Source organism: Sorangium sp. So ce1036, from assembly GCF_051369805.1.
Taxonomy (GTDB): Bacteria; Myxococcota_A; Polyangia; order Polyangiales; family Polyangiaceae; genus Sorangium; species Sorangium cellulosum_F.
This window is the reverse complement of sequence record NZ_JBBMOX010000001.1, coordinates 9,194,695-9,213,571: the sequence shown is the minus strand read 5'-3', so window position 1 is coordinate 9,213,571 and position 18,877 is coordinate 9,194,695. Positions and strand designations below refer to the sequence as shown.

Below are 18,877 nucleotides of genomic sequence, written 5' to 3'. Positions count from 1 at the left end.
TGTCGTCAAGGTAGGTTGATCTGCGACGTTGCGATGGGCCGCCGGGGCCGGCGTCGCGGAGCGCCGCACAGAACCGGACCGAGCCGGGGAGCGAGGGGCGCGCTCAGTACTTGACCGTGCAGCCGAACGCCTCGGTCTCCGGCGTCGAGACCGGCTTGCCCGCCGCGAGCTCGGCCAGCGCCGCATCGACGTAGTTCGTGACCTGCTCGCCCGGCTCGGGCTCTCCGCCCTTCGTGCTGTCGATCGCGCCCGCGTAGATGAGCGTGCCCTTCGGGTCGATGACGACCATGTGCGGCGTGCGCTCGGCGCCGTACGCGCGCCCGACGTCGCCCTTCTCGTCGAGGAGGATCGGGTAGCTCATCCCGAGCTCGCCCTTGGCCTTCTCGTTCACTTCCTTCCCGGCGCCCTGCTTGCCCGGAGCACCCGAGTTGATGGCGAGCCACACGACGCCCTTCGCGATGTGCTGCGCCGGCACGTCCTTCAAACCGCCCTGCCGGTGCGAGAGCTGCACGAACGGGCAACCGGGGTTGAACCACTCGAGCACGACCGTCTTGCCCTTGTGGTCGGCCAGCTTGACGATCGTGCCGTCGAGGTCCGGCAAGGCGAAGTCCGGCGCGGGCTGGCCGATCTTCGCCTGGACCGCCGGCGCCGCCTTCGCGGCGTCCGCCGTGGCGGGTCGCGGCGCCGGGGCGGCGGGCGCGCCGGTCGCCGCGGGCGCGCCGGTCGCCGCGGGCGTGCCGGGCGCCGCGGGCGCGCCGGGCGCCGCGGGCGCGCCGGTCGCCGCGGGCGTGCCGGGCGCGGTGGTGTCGCCAGAGGGGGTGCACGCCGCGAGCGCGGCGGCGAGGGGGATCAGGGCCATGCGCTTGTTCATTTCGCGACGCTTACCACGACCCGCGCCCGACGCGCCCGTCAGGGGAGCTCCGGCCGCCGGTCGTCCCCCGGTACCGCGGCCGCGCTGCCCGGGATCGCCAGCAGGGCCGGACCCCGCGCGCTGGCCCGGGCGGGCACGAGGGCGAGCGCGGCGAGCGCGCCCGGGGGAGCCGCCTGGCCGCCGCGCGCCGCAAGGGCGGCGCTGCCGATCAGAAGTCCGGGTGGCCGATCACGAGGAACTCGAGCGGCCCGGCGCCCGCATTGCGCAGCCCGTGGTGCACGTTCCTGTCGACGTGCATCATCTGGCCCGGGCCGAGCGGCACCTCGCGGTCGCCGACGATGCCGAGCGCCTCGCCGGCGAGGATGTAGATGGTCTCCGAGTTGTCGGCGTGGCGCTCGCGCGAGATCTCACAGCCGGGCTCCATCCTGCCCTTGTAAAAGCCGAAGCCCTGCCCGCGCACCCTCCCCAGCAGCTGTGCGAGGAAGACACCCTTGTTGGGCAAATACTCCATGACTTCCTCTTCAGCCGCGGTCAGCACCACGGCCCCGTCGAGCTGCTGCTTCATGGCGACTCTCCTTCCCCGCGCTCGAAGCTGCGGGAAGACGCACCCGTTACAGAACCTTGCCGGTCGCTGTCAACGGCGCTCCTCGCGAACGACGCGGCGATGACGCGCCGGTTTCAAAACGGTAACGTCACGCTCGATGCGGCGCGAATTTCATAGCTGAACGACATCGATTTCACGCCCGTCGGCGGCAGCTCGACCCGCCCCCGGAGGAAACCGTCCTTCTCGTCAAAGGCCCAGCCCTGCGCCTCGCCGAGCGCGACCTCCACCTCGGCCACCTCGCTGACGGGGAGCCGCTCGGTCACGAGGACGCGCTTTCCGTGGATGGAGAGATTGGAAAGAGAGAGCTTCACGCGCCGACGGATCTTGCGGGTGCCCGTGATCGCCGTGGTCTCTTGCTCCTCGTCCACGGTGCGGCGCACGCGCACGGCGTCGTCCACACCAAAACCGAGATCGAATGGCTCTCCGGCCGCAACGTAATCGAGCCGGGAGCGGCCAACGAGGCTCTCGCCCCGCGCTAGCCGCACCGGGCCCGCGAGCAGCGGGCGCGGCCGCTCGCCGGCGCTGCCGCCGTTCAGCGTCACGGTCGCGCGCACGTGCGCGGCGGGGTGGGCCTCGGGGTACAGCACGAGCGCGAGCTCGGCCGGGAGCGAGCGCCGCGCGATCTCGATCCGGAGCGGGCGGCCGTCGGAGGGGAGGGTCACGGGCTCCGCGGCCTCGAAGATCAGCGGCTCGCCCCCGTCGTCCACGCCCGGCATCTCGTCGACGGCCCGCGCCCCGCGATCGAGCCCCGCCGCGGCGATCGCCTGCTCGCGCGCCTCGACGACGACGTGGCGGCGCTCGTGCTCCGTCTGGCGCCGCGCCCGGAGGACGTCGTCCGCGAGGACCGGCGCGCTGGCGCTCCGCGACGGCCGCGCGGTCGAGAAGCGCGCGATCACGTTCTCCCAGGCCTCGCCCGTCGCCTGCCACGCGGTCGCAAAGGTCGTGAGCTCGACCGAGCCGCCCGCGCCCTGCGCGCCGGCGCCGAGGGGCGCGCCGGCCGACAGCCGCGCCAGGTGCTCGGGGCGCCAGATCGCGCACGCGACGCGGTACGAGAGCTCGATCTCGACCGGCTGCGGCGCGGACGCGTGCACCTCCACCTCGATCACCGCCTCGTAGCGCGGCGCCTCGAGCGACCCCTCGCGCAGCCGCTCCGCCGCGCGCCGGGCGTCGTCCTCGGCGTGCGCCCGCGCCCCGCGCGCGTCGCCCGACGCGCCGAGCGCCTCGGTGAGCGCGGCGCGCAGCGCCTCGATCCCGGCGCGCCACGAGGCGAGGCGCCCGGGATCGCCGGTGTCCTTCGGGACCGTGCCCATGGCCTGCGCCCACCGCGCGAGCAGCGCGTCGAGGTGCGCCTCGCGGCGCGACGACCGGTCCAGCGCGAGCGCGGCGGCGCTGGCCCGCCGGGCCGCCTCGCGCTGCTCGCGCTCCAGCGCGTCGATCGCCTCGCGCCCGAGCGCCGCCTCCCGGTGCGCCCGCCACCGCACGCGCGCCGCCGTCACCCGGACCGCGCCCGCGCCCTCCGCGCCGCCGGCCGCCGCGACGCGCGCCTGCACGGTGCGCTCGTCGACGAACACCGACACGCCGCCGATCGCGACCCACTGCGCCCCCGCCGCGACCTCGACGCGCGCGGCGCGCACGACCTCGGCGCGATCCTCGAACAGCGTCACCGAGCGCGCCGCGCTCGGGTGGCCCGCGTGCGGCGCGCGCTCGCCGGCGCGCCCCCCGCCGGGGCGCTGCCCGCCCCCGCCCGGTCCCTCCCCGCGGGGCACGTCGTCCGCGCGGGTCGCCTCGGTCACATCGGTCGCATCCGGTCCCATGGCGCGCTCGCTTTCCCTCGTTATTCCCGGCGGTTACCGCCGACGATCTCGTTCTTCGAGGAGAGCACGACGCGGTAGGCGAAGGCGACCTGGGCCTTGCCGCCGGGCGCGATCGGGACGCGCCAGCGCAGGCCGCCGCGCACGGGCGCGCCGATCTCCTCCTGGGTGTACGGCTCGGCCTTCGGCTGCGCCGAGAGCAGCTTGATCTCGACGTCCCTGTCGTCGGTCACCGGGAGGCGGTCGACGACCTCGACCTCGACGCTCACCCCGAGCGACGAGGAGAGATCGACGGCGACCGCGTGCTCGACCGCGAGCGAGCCGCCGAGCAGGCCGGCGCTCGACTCGTCGACGCGCGCGTTCCTGGCGACCCGGATCCGCTCCTCGACGCCGAGCCCGACGCGCAGCAGGCCGCCCCGGTCGACGCGCCCGATCGCGGACTGCGCGGCGAGCGCGCCGTCGACGAAGACCTCGACCGGGCCGTCGAGCAGCGGGGCGTCGAGCGGGTTCGCGACGCGCGCCTCGCGGTAGACCTCGGCGGCCTCGCGCGGCACGGTCACGAACCGGGGCGTCGACGGGGCGCGCGCGGCGCCCAGCGCGACGCGGTGCGGCCTGCCGTTCGACGGCACGTCGGCGGCGCCCTCGCCGGCGTAGAGGTGGTCGAACTGCCCGCGCGAATCGCGCGGATCCACGGCGCGGGGCGGGCCGTCGAGCCCGTCGACGGCGGCCCGCGCCTCGTGGGCGGCGCGCCGATCCCGTCCGGGGGCCTCGCGCGCGAGCCGGCCGCGCTGCGGGCCCGCGTCGGAGAGGCGCAGGGCGTCGAAGTCGAGCCACGCCTCGACGAGCGCCGGATCGAGCGGCGCCGGGGCCGCGTCGGCGCCGCCCGGCGCCTCCTCGTCCGCGGCCTCGTGCGGCTCCAGGCCGCCCGCGAGCTCGGCGCTGAGCGCGCGCTGGACGACGCCGCCCTTGGGCGGCAGGGGCGCGCTCGCCTGCGGCGCGGGGGGCGGGGGCGCGCCGCCCGCGCCGAACGACGGGAGCGAGAGCCCGACCGCGCGCCCTCGCGCCGGCGCCGGCGCGGCGCGCTGCGCGGGGATCTGCGGCGGCGCGCTCGGGGCGGCGATGGACAGGCCCGCGGGCGGCGGCGGGGGAGGCGGGGGCGGGGGCGGGGGCGCCATCGTGGCGGTCGTGGCGTGGCGGGCCTTGCGGCTCGGGCCGGCGGCGGCCGCGGGCGGGGCCGCCCCCGCCCTGGGCGCGTCGGCCGCGCCCGCGGCCGCGGGCGCGCCCGGCGAGGCCGTGACCCGCGCGGCGGGGGAGGGCAGGGAGGCGACGAAGCGATCGAACCCCTCGAACATGGCGTCGAGCCCCTCGGGCGCGGGGCGGTAGCCGCGGCGCGGGGGTGGCTGCGCGCGGCCGAGGCGCAGCGAGGCGAGCTCCGGCAGCCGCGTGTCCTGCACGAGGTCGGCCGTGGAGAGCGCGAGGCGCACGTCCTTCCAGTCCTCACCGGAGGCCTGCGCGACGAAGGCGTCGAGCTGGAAATCGACCTGCGTCGCGCCGCGCGAGAAGCGCGCCGCGTAGGCCGGCCACCACCGCGCGGCGAGGACGGCGTACTCGATCCGGAGCGCCGGCTCCGCGGCCGCGCCGTCCGCCGGCCGTCGCGCCGGCGCGAGCCGCACGACCACCTCGAGGCGCGGCGGGGCCGCGTCCTCGCGCTCGCCGCTCTTCGCCTGGGCGGCGTCGATCTTCGCGGCGGTGAGCTCCCTCCGGGCGCGCTCCTCGGCCGCCTCGAGCTCGGCGAGGCGGGCGTCGAGCGCGGCGAGCTCGTCCGCGAGCAGCCCGCTCACGGCGAGCGCGTCCCGGATGCGGGCCGCCGGGTCGCCCGGCCGGAGGCGCCGCGCGAGCTCCGGATCGAGCGAGACCGCGCCGAGCTGGTCGCGCCAGCGCCGGAGGTGGGCGTGCTCGGCGGACAGCCGCTCGATCGCGAGCTCGAGCGCGCGGATCTGCGCCGGGAGCGCGCCCCGCGCGGCGGGCGCCGGGGGCACCACGCGCCGCGCCCGCACGCCGACGACCTCGCGCGCGGCGCCCGATCCGCTGGACCCGGCCGGCTCCGGCGGGCCGCCCGCGGCGGCCACGAGCGCGCGGAAGCTCCCCGGCTCGGCGAGCGGCGTGATCCCCGGCACGGCGATCTCGGTCACCCCGAGGGGGAGCGGCGCCGGCAGCTCGACGCGGCGGGTGACGACCGCCCCGCGCGCGTACACGACGACCCCCTCGATACGGCTAGCGCACTCGATCCTCTCGGCCGTCATCCGCCGTCCTCTCCCCCGCGCGACGCGTTGAGGAGCGCGAACGTATCACGCCGCGCGCGCGGCGAGGCAGCGGGCTACCTCCGCGTATCGACGAAGTCGAACGGCGGGAGCGCGGCGAGGCCGTAGGCGCGGAGCGCGAGCGCGTCGAGCTTCTCGAAATCGCGCTCCCGGAAGGCGCCCCGGAGGTCGCGCGTGAGCGTGTCGCCGAGCGTCGCCGGGGGAGGCAGGCGAATCCGCCGCAGGTACTGGGCCTGGAAGCGCAGGTAGCCCCCGCGCATCTTGACCGCGTAGGACCACACGAAGAAGAGCGCGACCCGGGAGCTGAGCAGCCCGCCGAGCGCCTCCGTGTCCCATTCCGTCGACGTGACGACGTAGAGGTTATGGTGCGGGTGGAACCTGCCCTCGTCGTAGGCCACCTCGTTGGATCCTGCGATGTCGGGGAGGAGCAGCTTCCTGGCGCCCACCAGATCGGGGTACACGCGATCGATGGTGCGGAACCAGCTCGCGGGGCTCCTCCGGGCGATATGGCGCCTCCGGATCTCGGCCTCGCGGGCGTGGAGGTACCGGGAGAGCCGCGGATAGTCGTCCAGGCGGACGACCTTGCCGTCGTCCCCGAAGGTGTTGATGACGAACCGCCTCGCGTCCCGGATGCGGCCGTCCTCGATATCGCCTCGCATGACGAGCGGCACCAGGCGATCGCGCTCGATGTCGACGTCGTCCGTGACGATGTAGATCCTGTCGTTCCCGGTGGCGACGCCGATGCCGACGCGGGTCCCGCCCACGGCCTCGATCGGCGCGAACCGCGCCTCCAGGGAGCGCAGGGCGCCGAGGTGCTCCGGCGAGCTGAGCACCCACGGGTCGTCCCCTTCGAACCAGGAGGCGTACGCCGACACGGTGACGCCGGGGCAGCGCGCCGGCGCGCCCCTCAGCGCGAGGCTCGCGGCCTCGCACTCCTCCGGCGAGGCGGTGCTCAGCGTGGCGACCCGGACGCTCGCCGTCGCGCCGGGCGACGCGGCGAAGATGGAGGGATACGCGATGACGTCGGACTCGAAGGGAGAGGCGCCGCGCAGATCGATGTAGCAATGGATCCGGAACCACCTCGAGAGCATCCGGCGGAGCGGGGCGCCGTAGCGGTTGAGGGTCCAGCGGTCGGCGCAGATGAACGACAGGATCCCGTCCGGGGCGAGGAGATCGAGGCCGCGCTCGATGAACGCGACGTAGAGATCGGCGCGGTCGTAGAGCGAGGCGTACCGGCGCCGATACTCCTCCTGGAGCTCGGGCGAGAGCTGCTCGATTCGGATATACGGTGGATTGCCGACCACCGCGTCGAAGCGCCGGCGCTGGTGGGTGAGCAGGAAGTCGCCCTGGGCGATCCAGGCCCCGGCGAGGCGCTCCGCGTCGCTCCGCGAGAGCCCGAGCCGGGCGAGCGCCCGGGCGACCGCGTCCCGCGCGCGGCCCACGTGATCGGGCGCGACGTCGTACGACCGGATCGCGGTCTCGAGCTGGCGGAGGTCGCGGTCGTACCGGCGCGCCGACCGGATCAGCCGCTCGGCGGCGGGGACGAGGAACGCTCCGTGGCCGCAGGCCGGATCGAGCAGCGACAGCGACGCGAGATCCCGATCGGCCGTGTAGCCCGCGAGATCGAGGATGAGATTCACGACGTGGGGCCGGGTCAGCACCACGCCGTGCGCCCCTCCTGACGAGCGCTCCCCGTAATCGTAGGCGCTCTGCGGGAGCATGACCGTCAGGTCCAGGGCTGTCTGCATGGGCGCCGCGCGGATCCTAGCCGCGATGGACGCCGGGCGGCGATCAACCTGAGCAGCGCGCGCCGGGCGCCCGCCCGCCCGGGCGGCTCCGTCGCCCGGGCGGGCGGCCTCTCGCGGCGGCCTCTCGCGGCGCGAGGCGCCGCCGGTGAATGGAGTAGAGTCGCGCTCGTGATTCCGGTCCTCTCGCGCGCCCAGATGCGCGCCTTCGACAAGCACGCGATCCACCATTGCCACGTCCCCGGCGTGGTCCTCATGGAGAACGCTGGCCGCGGCGCCGCCGACGTCATCTCGGCGATCCTCTCGGCGCGCGGCGCCGGACAGCCCGGCGCGGCCGCGCTCCCCGACCCCGCCGCGCGGCCCTCGCCGCCCCTCTCCGCGCCGGGCCAGGCGCCCGCGAGGGCGCTCTTTCCGGCGACCTTGCCGTCCGGCGCCGGTCCTCGCGCAGGGAGCGTCCCGCCGCCGCCGACAGGCCGGCGCGGCGCCGAGGACGCCCGCGCCGCGCGGGTCCGCGCGTTCCCCGTGCGGCACGTCCCGAGCCCGGGGCAGCCCGCGACGTACCCGCTGAACGCCCGCGTCGTCGTCGTCTGCGGCGCCGGCAACAACGGCGGCGACGGCTTCGTCGTGGCGCGCCACCTCGTCGCCCGCGGCGCCGACGTCCAGGTCTTCCTGGCGGCCCCGTCCGAGAAGGTCACCGGCGACAGCCGCATCAACCACGACGCGTACGTCGATCTCGGCGGCGCGCTGACCGAGCTGCCCCCCGGCGCGTCGCTCGCCCCGCTCGAGGCCGCGCTCGTCGGGGCCGATCTCGTCGTCGACGCGCTCTTCGGCACGGGGCTCGATCGCCCGATCGAGGGCCACCTCGCCGACGTCATCGGCGTGCTCAACGCCTCGCCCTGCCCCTGCATCGCGCTCGACGTCCCCTCGGGCCTCGACGCGGACAGCGGCGCGCCGCTCGGCGCTGCCGTGCAGGCCGACGAGACCGTCACGTTCGGCCACCTCAAGATCGGCCTGCTCACGCCCGAGGGCGCGCGGCTCGCGGGCAACGTCCACGTGGTCGATCTCGGCGTCCCGGACCGGCCGATCCTCGCCCAGGTGGGCCACGTCGCGGAGGTCCTCCGGAAGGAGACGATCGGCTCGTTCCTGCGCCCGCGCGAGGCGAGCGTCCACAAGCACAGCGCGGGCAACGTGCTGGTGATCGCCGGCTCGTCCGGCAAGCTCGGCGCCGCGCTGCTCTCGGCGCGCGCGGCGATGCGCGCCGGCGCGGGCCTCGTGACGATCTGCACGTGGGCCGACGCCGCGCGGGCGGTGGAGTCGCGCGTCGTGGAGCTGATGACGACCTCGATCGATCCGGCGAGCATCGCCGCGTCGCTCGACGGCGCGCTCGCCGGGCGCCGCGCGGTGGCGATCGGCCCCGGCTTCGGCCTCGACGAGCGGGCGCGGGCCGCCGTGGATCACGTCGTGCTGGGCTGGGACGGGCTGAAGGTCGTCGACGCGGACGCCGTGACGCATTTCGCCGGCCGCCCCGAGGCGCTCGCGACCGCGCGCGGGAGCCTCATCCTCACGCCGCACTCGGGCGAGCTCGGCCGGCTCCTCGGCCGGAGCGCGCGGGCCATCGAGCAGGACCGCTTCGGCGCGGTGCGCGAGGCGGTGGCGCTGACCCGGGCGATCGTCGTGCTCAAGGGGGCGCGCACGGTCATCGCCCTGCCGGACGGCCGCATGTTCATCTGCATGGCGGGCAACCCGGCGCTCGCCACCGCCGGCTCGGGCGACGTGCTGACCGGGATGATCGCGGCCCTCCTGTGCTCGATGGATCCCGCCGCGGCGGCGAGCGCGGGGGTGCTCCTCCACGCGCTCGCCGGGGACGTGTGGCGCGCGCAGACGGGCAGCGATCGCGGGCTCCTCGCGAGCGAGATCGCCGAGCTGGTCCCGGGCCTGATCGCCGCGCTGGCGGCCGGCGTCGACCCGCTGCCCGCCTAGGCCGACCCGCCCCGGCGCCCCCTACTTCTTCAGCAGCTTGAACGCGTGCGTCCACCGGTTGTGCAGGAGGCCGGGGATGCACCAGAGCATGCAGAGCGGCTCGATCGCGCGCGCCGCCTCCAGGCCGCCCATGTCCTCGGCCTCCCACCCGAACGCGTCGAGGATGGCCTCCACCTCCTTCTTCGCGCCGGCGTGATCGCCGCAGATGAACATCGTCGGGCGGACGCCGCCGAAATCCGGGTTGACCATCCACACGCTGCCGACCGACGAGAAGGCCTTCACGAAGCGCGCGTCCGGCGCGCGCCGCGCGAGCCTCTCGAGCAGCGACTCGTTCGGGCCCGTGAAGAACTTGAGCACCCCGTTGACGGGGGGCTCGTCCGCGATGGGGTTGGTCGCGTCGATGACGGTCTTGCCCGCGAGCGCCTCGGGGCCGGCGAGATCGAGCGCCTCCTCCGCCGCGGTCCCCTTCACGGCGAGCACGACGAGCTCGCCGAAACGCGCCGCGTCCGCGAACGTCCCCACGCTCGCCCTGGGCCCCGCGTCGGCCTTCCACGTCGCGAGCTTCGAGGGCTGGCGCGTGGCGCGCATCACGCTGTATCCGTGCTTGAGAAATCCGTCGGCCAGGACCTGCCCCACGATCCCGGAGCCGAGAACCGCGATGTTTTTCATGGCCGGATCATCGCACGCCCCCGGATCCGAGCTCCAGCCGCGCGCCGCGCCATCGCCCGGGGCGTAGCCCCGTCGACTCTGAACGCCTGCGCCACGTCCCGGCCCGCGCGCGCCCTCGGGCCGGCGCGGGGCCGAGGTCGGCTCGCCACTCTGGCGGCGCGCGGCGCCCTGCTGTCGATTTGACACGCGCCCGCGTGCCTCCGCCCGCGCCATCCGGCGTTCCTCGCGGCATTTGCGCGATCTCCCCCGGTGGCATCTGGCTTGCGAGCGCCCGCGCCCAGGAGGTCCCGCCATGCTCGTCCACGCCGCCCAGGTCCCCGCCCGGTCATCGATCCTATCGCCGCTGTCCGCCGGCCAGCACGCGCTCCGGCGCGGGCGGTCCCTCGACGCGGCCGGGGCGGCGCCGGGCGGGGGATCGAGCGCGGCGATGGACCAGCTCTGCCGGGGCCTTGTCGAAATGACACCGGAGCTCTTCGGCCGCGCGCTGCGGCTCTCCCGGTCGCCCGCGGCGGCGGAGGATCTCGTGCAGGACACCGTGGAGCGCGCGATCCGGTTCGCGGGGAGCTACGAGCCTGGGACCAACCTGCGGGCGTGGGTGCACCAGATCCTCTTCAGCGTCTTCATCACCCGGTGCCGCCGCAGCCGCCGCGAGCGCAACGCCCTCGACGTGCTCGCGACCGACCCGTGCGCGTGGACCGCGCCCGAGGGCCGCGCGGAGATGCACGCCCTGTCGCCCGGCGTGCGGCGCGCGCTCTCGACGCTCCCGCCGGGCTTCCGCGACACGGTGGTGCTCGTCGATCTCGAGGAGATGTCCTACAAGGACGCGGCGACGCGGCTGGGCGTCCCGGTCGGCACCGTGATGAGCCGGCTGCACCGGGGCCGGAAGCTGCTCGCCGAGGCGCTGCGGGGCCAGGCCCCGGCCGACGTGCAGGCCGCGGCGTGAGCGCCCGCGGCGCGCCCCGTCGCGCCCGGGCCGACCGCTCACGCCCCGGTCGTCAGGGCGACGCGCGCCCGGCGAATCCCCTGCGCTGGACGGACCGCGATCGCTTGTCGCCCTGTGCTGTGGCCCCTACGCTCGGTGCGCCACCGAGGAGGCGTTCCTCGCAGGAGGCGACATGGCAACGACCGCGAAAGAGCCCCACGTCGTCATCGTCGGCGGAGGCTTTGGCGGCCTGAACGCCGCGAAGGCGCTCCGCGACGCGCCCGTCCGGATCACGCTCGTCGACAGGACCAACCACCACCTGTTCCAGCCGCTGCTCTACCAGGTGGCGACGGCGAGCCTCTCGCCCGCCGACATCGCGGTTCCGATCCGCTCGGTCCTGTCGCGCCAGCGGAATGTCCGGGTCCTGCTCGGCGAGGTGACGCGCGTGGATCTCGCCGGCCGGCGCATCGTCATCGACGACGACACGCTCGATTACGATTACCTGATCCTCGCCGTCGGCGCGGCGAACAACTACTTTGGCCACGAGGAGTGGGCCCGGTTCGCGCCGGCGCTCAAGAGCCTCGACGAGGCGCTCACCATCCGCGAGCGCATGCTGCTCGCCTTCGAGGCCGCCGAGCGCGAGGAGGACCCGGAGGCGCGGCGGCGGCTGCTCACGTTCGTCGTCATCGGCGGCGGCGCGACCGGCGTGGAGATGGCCGGCGCCTTCGCCGAGCTCGCGCGCCACATCCTCGAGCGCGACTTCCGCGCCCTCGACGCCTCGCTCGCGCGGGTGCTGCTCGTCGAGATCGGGCCGCGCATCCTCCAGGCCTTCCCCGAGCGTCTCTCGGAGAGCGCCGAGGAGCAGCTCGCGTCGCTCGGCGTGGAGGTCGTCAAGGGGCGCCGCTTCCGGTGTATCGACGCCCAGGGGGTCGAGTTCGACGACGGCGAGCGCCTCCCCGCCGCGACCGTCATCTGGGCGGCCGGGGTCCGCGGCACGCCGCTCGCGCGGTCGCTCGGGGTCGAGCTCGATCGGGTCGGCCGCGTGAAGGTCGCGCCGGACTGCTCCTTGCCCGGCCACCCGAGCGCGTTCGCGATCGGCGACATGGCCATGCTCCGCGACAGGAACGGCGTCGACGTGCCCGGCCTCAGCCCCGCGGCGATCCAGGAGGGCCGCTTCGTCGCGCGCTGCATCCTCGGCGACCTCGCGGGCCGCCCGCGCGGGCAGTTCGCCTACCGCGACAAGGGCACGATGGCGACGATCGGCCGCTCGCGCGCCATCGCGAAGCTCGGGCGCCTGCAGCTGTCGGGCATGCTCGCGTGGCTCGCCTGGCTGGGCGTGCACGTGCTCTTCCTCATCGGCTTCAAGAACCGCTTCGTCGTGATGTTCGCGTGGATGTGGCAGTACATCACGTTCAAGCGCGGCGCCCGGCTCATCACCGGCCACACCGCGCGGAGCGCGCTCCCCGCCGCCGCGCCGGCGCTCACCCCCCCGACGCCGCGCCCGTCGGCCCGCGGCGCCGCACCCCCCTCGCTCGCTTGACGCGCGCCGTCCGCCATGGCGGATACGGCGTCCCGTGACTCCCGTGAAGGCCCGCAAGGTCCAGGCAGCAGCGCGATCCGTGGCCGTCGATCCGGCGCCGCCCCCGGACCTGGCGAGCGCTCCGGGCGTGGCCCTGGGCGCGGACGACGCGGCGCTCGACGACGCGTCGGACCTGACGCCGGTCGTGGCCGCCAACCTCAAGCGGTTCCGCGCCGAGCGCGGCCTGTCGCTCGAGCGCCTGGCGAAGGCCTCCGGCGTGAGCCGGGCGATGCTCGGGCAGATCGAGCTGGGCCAGAGCACGCCGACCATCAACGTCCTCTGGAAGATCGCGCGCGCCCTCGGGGTCCCGTTCTCGGCCCTCATGAGCCAGGCGACCTCGCCCGTCACGACCGTCATGCGGTCCTCGCAGGCGCGCATCCTCCGCTCGCGCGACGGCGCCTTCTCTTCCCGGGCGCTCTTCCCGACCGACCGGCCGCGCAACGTGGAGTTCTACGAGCTCCGCCTCGCGCCCCGCGCCGTGGAGCACGCCGACGCGCACGCCCCCGGCACCTCGGAGAACCTGGTCGTCACGGAGGGCTCGGTGGAGATCACCGTGGCCGGCGAGCGGCGCATGCTCGAGACCGGCGACGCCATCCTGTTCGAGGCCGACAGCCCGCACAGCTACCGCAACCTGAGCGGCGCCGAGGCTGTCATGTACCTCGTCATGACCTACGGATCGCGCGGGTAACCTCGCCGTGTTTCGCGACGCCGGGCGCCCCCGTGTCCATCCGGTATCTGAGACGTTTCATCCGTTATAATGACAGATTCTGCTTGCACCCTCCGTTTTAGCCTGACATATGTCCGCTATAGCGGCGTTTATGCGCTGCACGTTGCAAGGAGGGCGCGATGCGGATCACCTGGATCGGTGGGTTGGATCGCAACCAGGCTCAGCTTGAACGGATGGCGTTGCAGGCGGGGCACCACCTCGAATTTCACACGGGCAACACCGGCGGCCGCGGCGCGGCCGAGCTGCGGGCGGCCATCGAGCGGGCCGATCTGGTGATCGTGCTCACCGACGTGAACAGCCACGGCGGCGTGCTGCTCGCCAAGAAGCTTTGTCAGAAGCTCGGGCGCGCCGCGCTCATGATCCGCCGCTGCGGCGCGGCGCGCTTCCAGCAGCTGCTCGACGCGATCGCGCAGCGGGAAGCCCGCCTCCTGGCGGGATAACGAACGAGGACAGCGATGCGATGCTTGATGACGGTGGTGCTCGGCGTGGTGTTGGCGCTGTCGGCGTGCTCGAAGAGCAAGGCGGGCGCCGCGGGGGAGGTGCGGCTCCTCAACGCCTCCTACGACCCCACGCGCGAGCTCTACGAGGAGGTGAACGCCGCCTTCGCGAAGCGCTGGAAGGCGCAGCGCGGGCAGGACGTCACCATCAAGCAGTCGCACGGCGGCTCGGGCAAGCAGGCCCGGTCGGTGATCGACGGGCTCGACGCGGACGTGGTGACGCTCGCGCTCTCCTACGACATCGACGCGATCATGGCGGCCGGGCTCATCCAGGACGGGTGGCAGTCGCGCCTGAAGCACAACAGCGCTCCCTGCACATCGACCATCGTCTTCCTGGTGCGCAAGGGCAACCCGAAGGGCATCAAGGACTGGGATGATCTCGTGAAAGAGGGCGTGGAGGTCATCACGCCGAACCCGAAGACCTCGGGCGGCGCGCGGTGGAACTACCTCGCCGCGTGGGGATACGAGCTCAAGCGCGCGGGCGGCGACGAGGCGAGAGCGAAGGACTTCGTGGGGCGCCTCTACAAGAACGTGCCAGTCCTCGACGCCGGCGCGCGCGGCTCGACCACGACGTTCGTCGAACGCGGGATCGGCGATGTCCTCATCTCCTGGGAAAACGAGGCGCTGCTCGCCGTGAAGCAGCTCGGCAAGGACAGGTTCGAGGTGGTCGTGCCGTCGGTGAGCGTCCTCGCCGAACCCCCGGTCGCGGTGGTCGACAAGGTGGTTGACAGGCGAGGTACGAGGGCGGCGGCGGAGGCGTACCTCGAGTTCCTCTCTACCGAAGAGGGGCAGCGCATCGCGGCCAAGCACTTCTACCGCCCGCGCGACCCGGCGATCCTCGCGGCGGCGCAGGCGGAGGGCGTCTTCCCGAAGGTCGAGCTGTTCTCGATTGACGAGGTGTTCGGCGGATGGCAGAAGGCCCAGAAGACGCACTTCTCCGACGACGGCGTCTTCGACCAGATCTACCAGGCCGGCGACTAATTCTGTGGCTCTCCTCTGGCGTCGACAGAGCGTCCTGCCCGGCTTCGGGCTGGCGATGGGGATTACGGTAACGTACCTGTCGCTGCTCGTGCTCGTCCCGCTGTCGATGATCTTCCTGAAGACGGCCACGATCGGCCCGGGCGAGATCTGGGAGGCGGTGAGCTCCAGGCGCGCGCTCGCGTCGTTCGGCCTGAGCCTGAGCGCGTCGCTCCTCGCCGCGGGCGTCAACGCGGTGTTCGGCGTGCTCGTGGCGTGGGTGCTCGTGCGCTACCGCTTCCCGGGCCGCTCGGTGGTCGACGCGCTCGTGGATCTGCCGTTCGCGCTGCCGACGGCCGTCGGCGGCATCGCGCTCACGGCCATCTACGCGCCCCGGGGGTGGCTCGGCCAGTTCCTCTATCCGCTCGGCATCGAGACGGCGTTCAGCCGCCTCGGCGTGGTCATCGCGCTCACCTTCGTGGGGCTCCCGTTCGTGGTCCGCACGGTCCAGCCGGTGCTGGAGGAGCTCGACATGGACCATGAAGAGGCGGCGGCGTCGCTCGGCGCGAGCCGCTTCGAGATCTTCCGCCGCATCCTCCTGCCGCCGCTCTGGCCGTCGATCCTCACCGGGTTCGCGATGGCGTTCGCCAGGGCGCTCGGGGAGTACGGCTCGGTGGTGTTCGTCTCGGGGAACATGCCGTTCAAGACCGAGATCACGCCGCTCGTCATCATGACGAAGCTGGAGCAGTACGACTACGCGGGCGCGACGGCGCTGGCGATGGTGATGCTGATCGTCTCGTTCTCCCTCCTGTTCCTGCTCAACCGGCTGCAGGCCTGGAACAACGCGCGCACCTCGTCGCGGGGGCGGGCGCCGGCCGCCGAGCAGGGGCAGGCGGCGCCGCCGGGCGCGCACGGGGTCGCGCGGTAATGGCGGGGGCGACGGCGGGCAACCTGGGGCGGGCGCGCGCGACGGACGCGCGCCGCGCCACGTCCGAGCCCGCGGCGGTGCGCTGGGCGCTCACGGCCGCGGCGCTCGCGTTCCTCGCGTTCTTCCTGTTCCTGCCGGTCGTGGCGGTGTTCATCGAGGCGCTGAAGGACGGCCTCTCGGGGTACTGGCGGGCGATCACCCACCCGGACGCCGTCGCCGCGATCGAGCTCACGCTGATGACCGCGGCCATCGCCGTGCCGCTCAACCTGGTCTTCGGTGTGGCCGCGGCCTGGGCGATCGCGCGTTTCGAGTTCTCGGGCAAGAGCCTCCTGGTCACGCTCATCGACCTGCCGTTCGCGGTGTCGCCGGTGATCTCCGGGTTGATCTTCGTCCTGCTCTTCGGGGCGCAGGGGCTGCTCGGCCCCTGGCTGCGAGAGCACGATCTCCAGGTGATCTTCGATCGCCCCGGGATCATCCTGGCCACGACGTTCGTGACGTTCCCGTTCGTCGCGCGCGAGCTCATCCCGTTCCTCGAGAGTCAGGGGACGGACGAGGAGCAGGCGGCGCTGTCGCTCGGCGCGAGCGGGTGGAGCATGTTCTTCCGCATCACGCTCCCCAACGCGAAGTGGGGCCTGCTCTACGGCGTGGTGCTCTGCAACGCGCGGGCGATGGGCGAGTTCGGCGCGGTCTCGGTCGTCTCGGGCCATATCCGTGGACAGACCAACACGATGCCGCTGCACGTCGAGGTGCTTTACAACGAGTACCAGTTCTCGGCGGCGTTCGCGGTGGCGTCGCTCTTGCTCTTGCTCGCGTTGCTCACGCTCTTCGCGAAGCGCCTCATCGAGCGCAGGGCGCAGCGCGAGATCGCTCCGGCGCTCGCCGCTCCGGACGCGAAGGACGGCGCCGCGTAATCCGCTCGTTCGAGCGCGCGCCGCCCGATCGCGTGGGGGCGGGGCGCGCAGTCGCGGCCGCGTCCAGCTTGCGATTGGCCTCCGGCGCTCCAGGTTGGAGGGAGGGGGGACGCCATGCGGATCAGGGAAGTGATTGGGCGTGTGATCGGGGGAGCCCTGTCTCCCCTCGTGCTGGGGGGCAGCTTTCTCCGGGCAGCGAGGCTGTTCCATCCCGACGGCGTGGTCTACTGCGCCGGGGTGAAGGCGCTCGCGGTCGAGGGCGAGGTCGGCGCGCTCGCGCAGCGGCTCGCGGGGCCGGCGCTCGTGCGCCTGTCGGGCGGGATGTGGCGGTGGCGGGGCGGCAAGGGCGAGCGGCGCCCGGACGTGCTGGGGATCTCGATGCGCTTCCGGGCGAGCGAGGAGATCACGCCGCTCGTGAGCCCGGGTGATCAGGATCTCCTCTTCGTGAGCGCTCGCCGGTTCGCGCTGCTTCCGGTCGCGCTGTTCACGACGAACAGGCGCGATTTCCTGGCCAACGACTACTACGCGCAGCTGCCGTTCGACGTGGCCGGCTTCGGTCGCGCGGAGTTCCGGTTGATCCCGATGCGCGCGGCGACGGTGGGGCAGAACCGCCGGGAGAGGCTCGAGTGCGCCGCCGCGGCGGGGCTCGCGCTGCTGCGGCTCGAGGTCAGGCGGAGGGGGCTGCGCAAGCGGTGGATGGCCGTGGCCGACGTCGTGCTGTACGAGGCGGTGGACGTGGACCAGAAGGCGCTGCACTTCAGTCCGTTCCACGCGGGGCGGGGGATCGTGCCGAGGGGGTTGCTCCAGGCGACGCGGCGCCCGACCTACGCGGCGGGCTACCTCGGGCGGCTGCTGGCGCGGACGCGCGGGCGGGGCGCCGCCCGGGGGGCGCGGCGCGCGGGGGGCGCGGGAGGGGCGCGGGGGCAGTGACAGGGACGCGGCGTAGAGGCCGCGGCGCGGGGGCCGCAGGGCGTGCGCAGGGGCAAGGGGGCATCCCGAGACGCAGGGGCCGGGGGAGGGTGGAGGGGGGCGCGGTGTGTCGAGCTGGCTCGGCCGCAGAAATGTGTACGAAGATGATGCGGGCGTTGACAGCGGGTCAGGAATGAGGCATGACCTCGCGCCGCTTCCAACAGTCGGTGAGGTAGCCAAGTGGTTAGGCAACGGTTTGCAAAACCGTTATACGCGGGTTCGAATCCCGTCCTCACCTCCGCGCTTGCAAGGGCCAGGCGCTGAGCGCAGGCCAGGAACAGGCCGCCGAGCGGGGCCAGCAGGGACATGAAGGCGATGGAGCCGCCTCGGGCTTTCCATCATGCCTCAGGGGGCGAACCCGTGATTCGCCCCCTGACCCCGGCCGATGAGCCCTTGCTCTGGGAAATGCTCTATCAGGCCATCCATGTCCCGGATGGTTGCCCGCCGCCCCCGCGGGACGTCGTGCGGCGCCCCGAGCTCTCCAGGTACGTGCGAGGCTGGGGCGATGAGGACGATCTGGGATTCGTGGCGATGCAGGATGGTGACGCCGTCGGCGCGGCCTGGCTTCGCCGGTCGACCGGCGCGCTCGGAGGGTACGGTTACGTGAACGATGAGACCCCCGAGCTCACCGTCGCCCTGCTCCCCCAGCATCGGGGGCGAGGGCTGGGCACACGGCTGCTCACCTGCCTGCTGGAGGCCGCCCGGACCCGCTATCCCGCGGTCTCGCTCAGCGTGTCGCCGGATAACCCCGCGCTGCGCCTCTACCGGCGGCTGGGCTTCGTCGACGCGGGGCAGAGCGGCTCTTCACTCACCCTGGTGCTGGCGTTCGCGGAGGGCTCCGGCGGGTGAGCCCGGCGGCGGCGCGGCCGTCGCCCTCGACGGCGGGAAGCCCTGCGGCGCGCCTCCTCTGCGCGGATTCAGCGCGGATCGAACCAGGTGTAACCGTAATCGAAGCAGAGCTCCTCGCCCTCCTCGATGTCGCGGAGCGCGATGGCTGCCATCGAGTCCGGAACAGGACCGTCGCTCATCTCGACGTTCGGCGTCGCCGAGTGGTTGTAGAGCGCGAGCAGCCCCCAGGCATAGGCCTTGTCCCGCCCCGGCTCGTCTCCCCACGTGAACACATGGTGGAGCGCCTGGCAGGCGCGGTGCTCCTCCGTCTTCAGATCCGAGGCTGGAAAGCAGCTCACGGCGGCCCACTCGACGCACGTCGCCTTGGGCAGGAAGCGGCGCGCGAAGACGCCCCGGCCCTTGCCGGGGATGCGGCGCCACACGACGTTCGGATGGAACTGGTTCTCGGCGATGACGGCGTCGATTTCCTGATCGGTCATGGATCGCCGCCGACGCTATCACGCCCCGCCGGCGTCCGACATCGCCCGTCCGGCGAGG

17 protein-coding genes and 1 tRNA gene are annotated in these 18,877 nt (G+C 73.9%); 11 read left to right on the top strand and 7 right to left on the bottom strand.

The window, feature by feature from the left end; translation table 11 throughout:
* Positions 1-103: 103 nt before the first annotated feature.
* The 5 genes from WMF31_RS34625 to WMF31_RS34605 all read right to left on the bottom strand — a co-directional run bounded on the left by WMF31_RS34625 (position 104) and on the right by WMF31_RS34605 (position 7,355).
* Positions 104-871, bottom strand: a complete 768-nt coding sequence (locus WMF31_RS34625) for a thioredoxin family protein (RefSeq protein WP_436606037.1) — start codon at positions 869-871, stop codon at positions 104-106.
* A 208-nt stretch (positions 872-1,079) separates the two neighbouring features.
* Positions 1,080-1,436 carry a cupin domain-containing protein gene (locus WMF31_RS34620; protein ID WP_129344741.1) on the bottom strand — a complete coding sequence of 119 codons (357 nt, stop codon included), beginning with the start codon at positions 1,434-1,436 and terminating at the stop codon, positions 1,080-1,082.
* A 113-nt stretch (positions 1,437-1,549) separates the two neighbouring features.
* Positions 1,550-3,289: a DUF4139 domain-containing protein gene (locus tag WMF31_RS34615; protein WP_436606036.1), complete on the bottom strand. Its 1,740-nt coding sequence runs from the start codon at positions 3,287-3,289 to the stop codon at positions 1,550-1,552.
* A 20-nt stretch (positions 3,290-3,309) separates the two neighbouring features.
* Positions 3,310-5,589 carry a DUF4139 domain-containing protein gene (locus WMF31_RS34610; RefSeq protein WP_436606035.1) on the bottom strand — a complete coding sequence of 760 codons (2,280 nt, stop codon included), beginning with the start codon at positions 5,587-5,589 and terminating at the stop codon, positions 3,310-3,312.
* A gap of 74 nt (positions 5,590-5,663) precedes the next feature.
* Positions 5,664-7,355 carry an Eco57I restriction-modification methylase domain-containing protein gene (locus WMF31_RS34605; protein WP_436606034.1) on the bottom strand — a complete coding sequence of 564 codons (1,692 nt, stop codon included), beginning with the start codon at positions 7,353-7,355 and terminating at the stop codon, positions 5,664-5,666.
* A 168-nt stretch (positions 7,356-7,523) separates the two neighbouring features.
* Here WMF31_RS34605 and WMF31_RS34600 point away from each other — a divergent pair, with 168 nt between their 5' ends.
* The gene (locus tag WMF31_RS34600) at positions 7,524-9,332 is read left to right on the top strand and encodes an NAD(P)H-hydrate dehydratase (protein WP_436606033.1); all 1,809 of its coding nucleotides are present in this window, start codon (positions 7,524-7,526) and stop codon (positions 9,330-9,332) included.
* 21 nt (positions 9,333-9,353) lie between these two features.
* Here WMF31_RS34600 and WMF31_RS34595 read toward each other — a convergent pair whose 3' ends face one another.
* Positions 9,354-10,001, bottom strand: a complete 648-nt coding sequence (locus WMF31_RS34595) for an NADPH-dependent F420 reductase (protein ID WP_436606032.1) — start codon at positions 9,999-10,001, stop codon at positions 9,354-9,356.
* A gap of 292 nt (positions 10,002-10,293) precedes the next feature.
* Between WMF31_RS34595 and WMF31_RS34590 the strand changes: the two genes are divergently transcribed.
* The 10 genes from WMF31_RS34590 (at position 10,294) to WMF31_RS34545 (ending at position 18,340) form a co-directional block, all read left to right on the top strand.
* Entirely contained in the window at positions 10,294-10,944 is a 651-nt protein-coding gene (locus WMF31_RS34590; protein ID WP_436606031.1) for an RNA polymerase sigma factor, read from the top strand.
* Between the two features lie 172 nt (positions 10,945-11,116).
* A complete protein-coding gene (locus tag WMF31_RS34585) occupies positions 11,117-12,463 on the top strand; it encodes an NAD(P)/FAD-dependent oxidoreductase (RefSeq protein ID WP_436606030.1) in 1,347 nt (448 codons plus the stop codon).
* A gap of 43 nt (positions 12,464-12,506) precedes the next feature.
* A complete protein-coding gene (locus WMF31_RS34580; protein WP_436606632.1) occupies positions 12,507-13,190 on the top strand; it encodes a helix-turn-helix domain-containing protein in 684 nt (227 codons plus the stop codon).
* 158 nt (positions 13,191-13,348) lie between these two features.
* A complete protein-coding gene (locus WMF31_RS34575) occupies positions 13,349-13,669 on the top strand; it encodes a DUF2325 domain-containing protein (RefSeq protein WP_129344757.1) in 321 nt (106 codons plus the stop codon).
* A gap of 15 nt (positions 13,670-13,684) precedes the next feature.
* On the top strand, positions 13,685-14,707 hold the full coding sequence (locus WMF31_RS34570; protein ID WP_436606029.1) for a sulfate ABC transporter substrate-binding protein: 1,023 nt from the start codon (positions 13,685-13,687) through the stop codon (positions 14,705-14,707).
* A gap of 55 nt (positions 14,708-14,762) precedes the next feature.
* A complete protein-coding gene (gene cysT, locus WMF31_RS34565; RefSeq protein ID WP_436606028.1) occupies positions 14,763-15,611 on the top strand; it encodes a sulfate ABC transporter permease subunit CysT in 849 nt (282 codons plus the stop codon).
* Positions 15,611-16,522: a sulfate ABC transporter permease subunit CysW gene (gene cysW, locus WMF31_RS34560; protein WP_436606027.1), complete on the top strand. Its 912-nt coding sequence runs from the start codon at positions 15,611-15,613 to the stop codon at positions 16,520-16,522. Before cysT ends, cysW begins: the two co-directional genes overlap by 1 nt.
* A gap of 114 nt (positions 16,523-16,636) precedes the next feature.
* Positions 16,637-17,452 (top strand): hypothetical protein, encoded by an 816-nt coding sequence (locus WMF31_RS34555; protein WP_436606026.1) that lies wholly within the window; start codon positions 16,637-16,639, stop codon positions 17,450-17,452.
* Between the two features lie 205 nt (positions 17,453-17,657).
* Positions 17,658-17,729: transfer RNA gene (locus WMF31_RS34550), tRNA-Cys, on the top strand.
* A gap of 122 nt (positions 17,730-17,851) precedes the next feature.
* A complete protein-coding gene (locus WMF31_RS34545) occupies positions 17,852-18,340 on the top strand; it encodes an N-acetyltransferase family protein (protein WP_436606025.1) in 489 nt (162 codons plus the stop codon).
* Positions 18,341-18,408: 68 nt separating this feature from the next.
* Here the strand turns inward: WMF31_RS34545 and WMF31_RS34540 are convergent, their stop codons facing one another.
* Complete coding sequence (locus WMF31_RS34540; RefSeq protein ID WP_436606024.1) at positions 18,409-18,819, bottom strand: SET domain-containing protein; 411 nt, start codon at positions 18,817-18,819, stop codon at positions 18,409-18,411.
* Between the last annotated feature and the right edge of the window lie 58 nt (positions 18,820-18,877).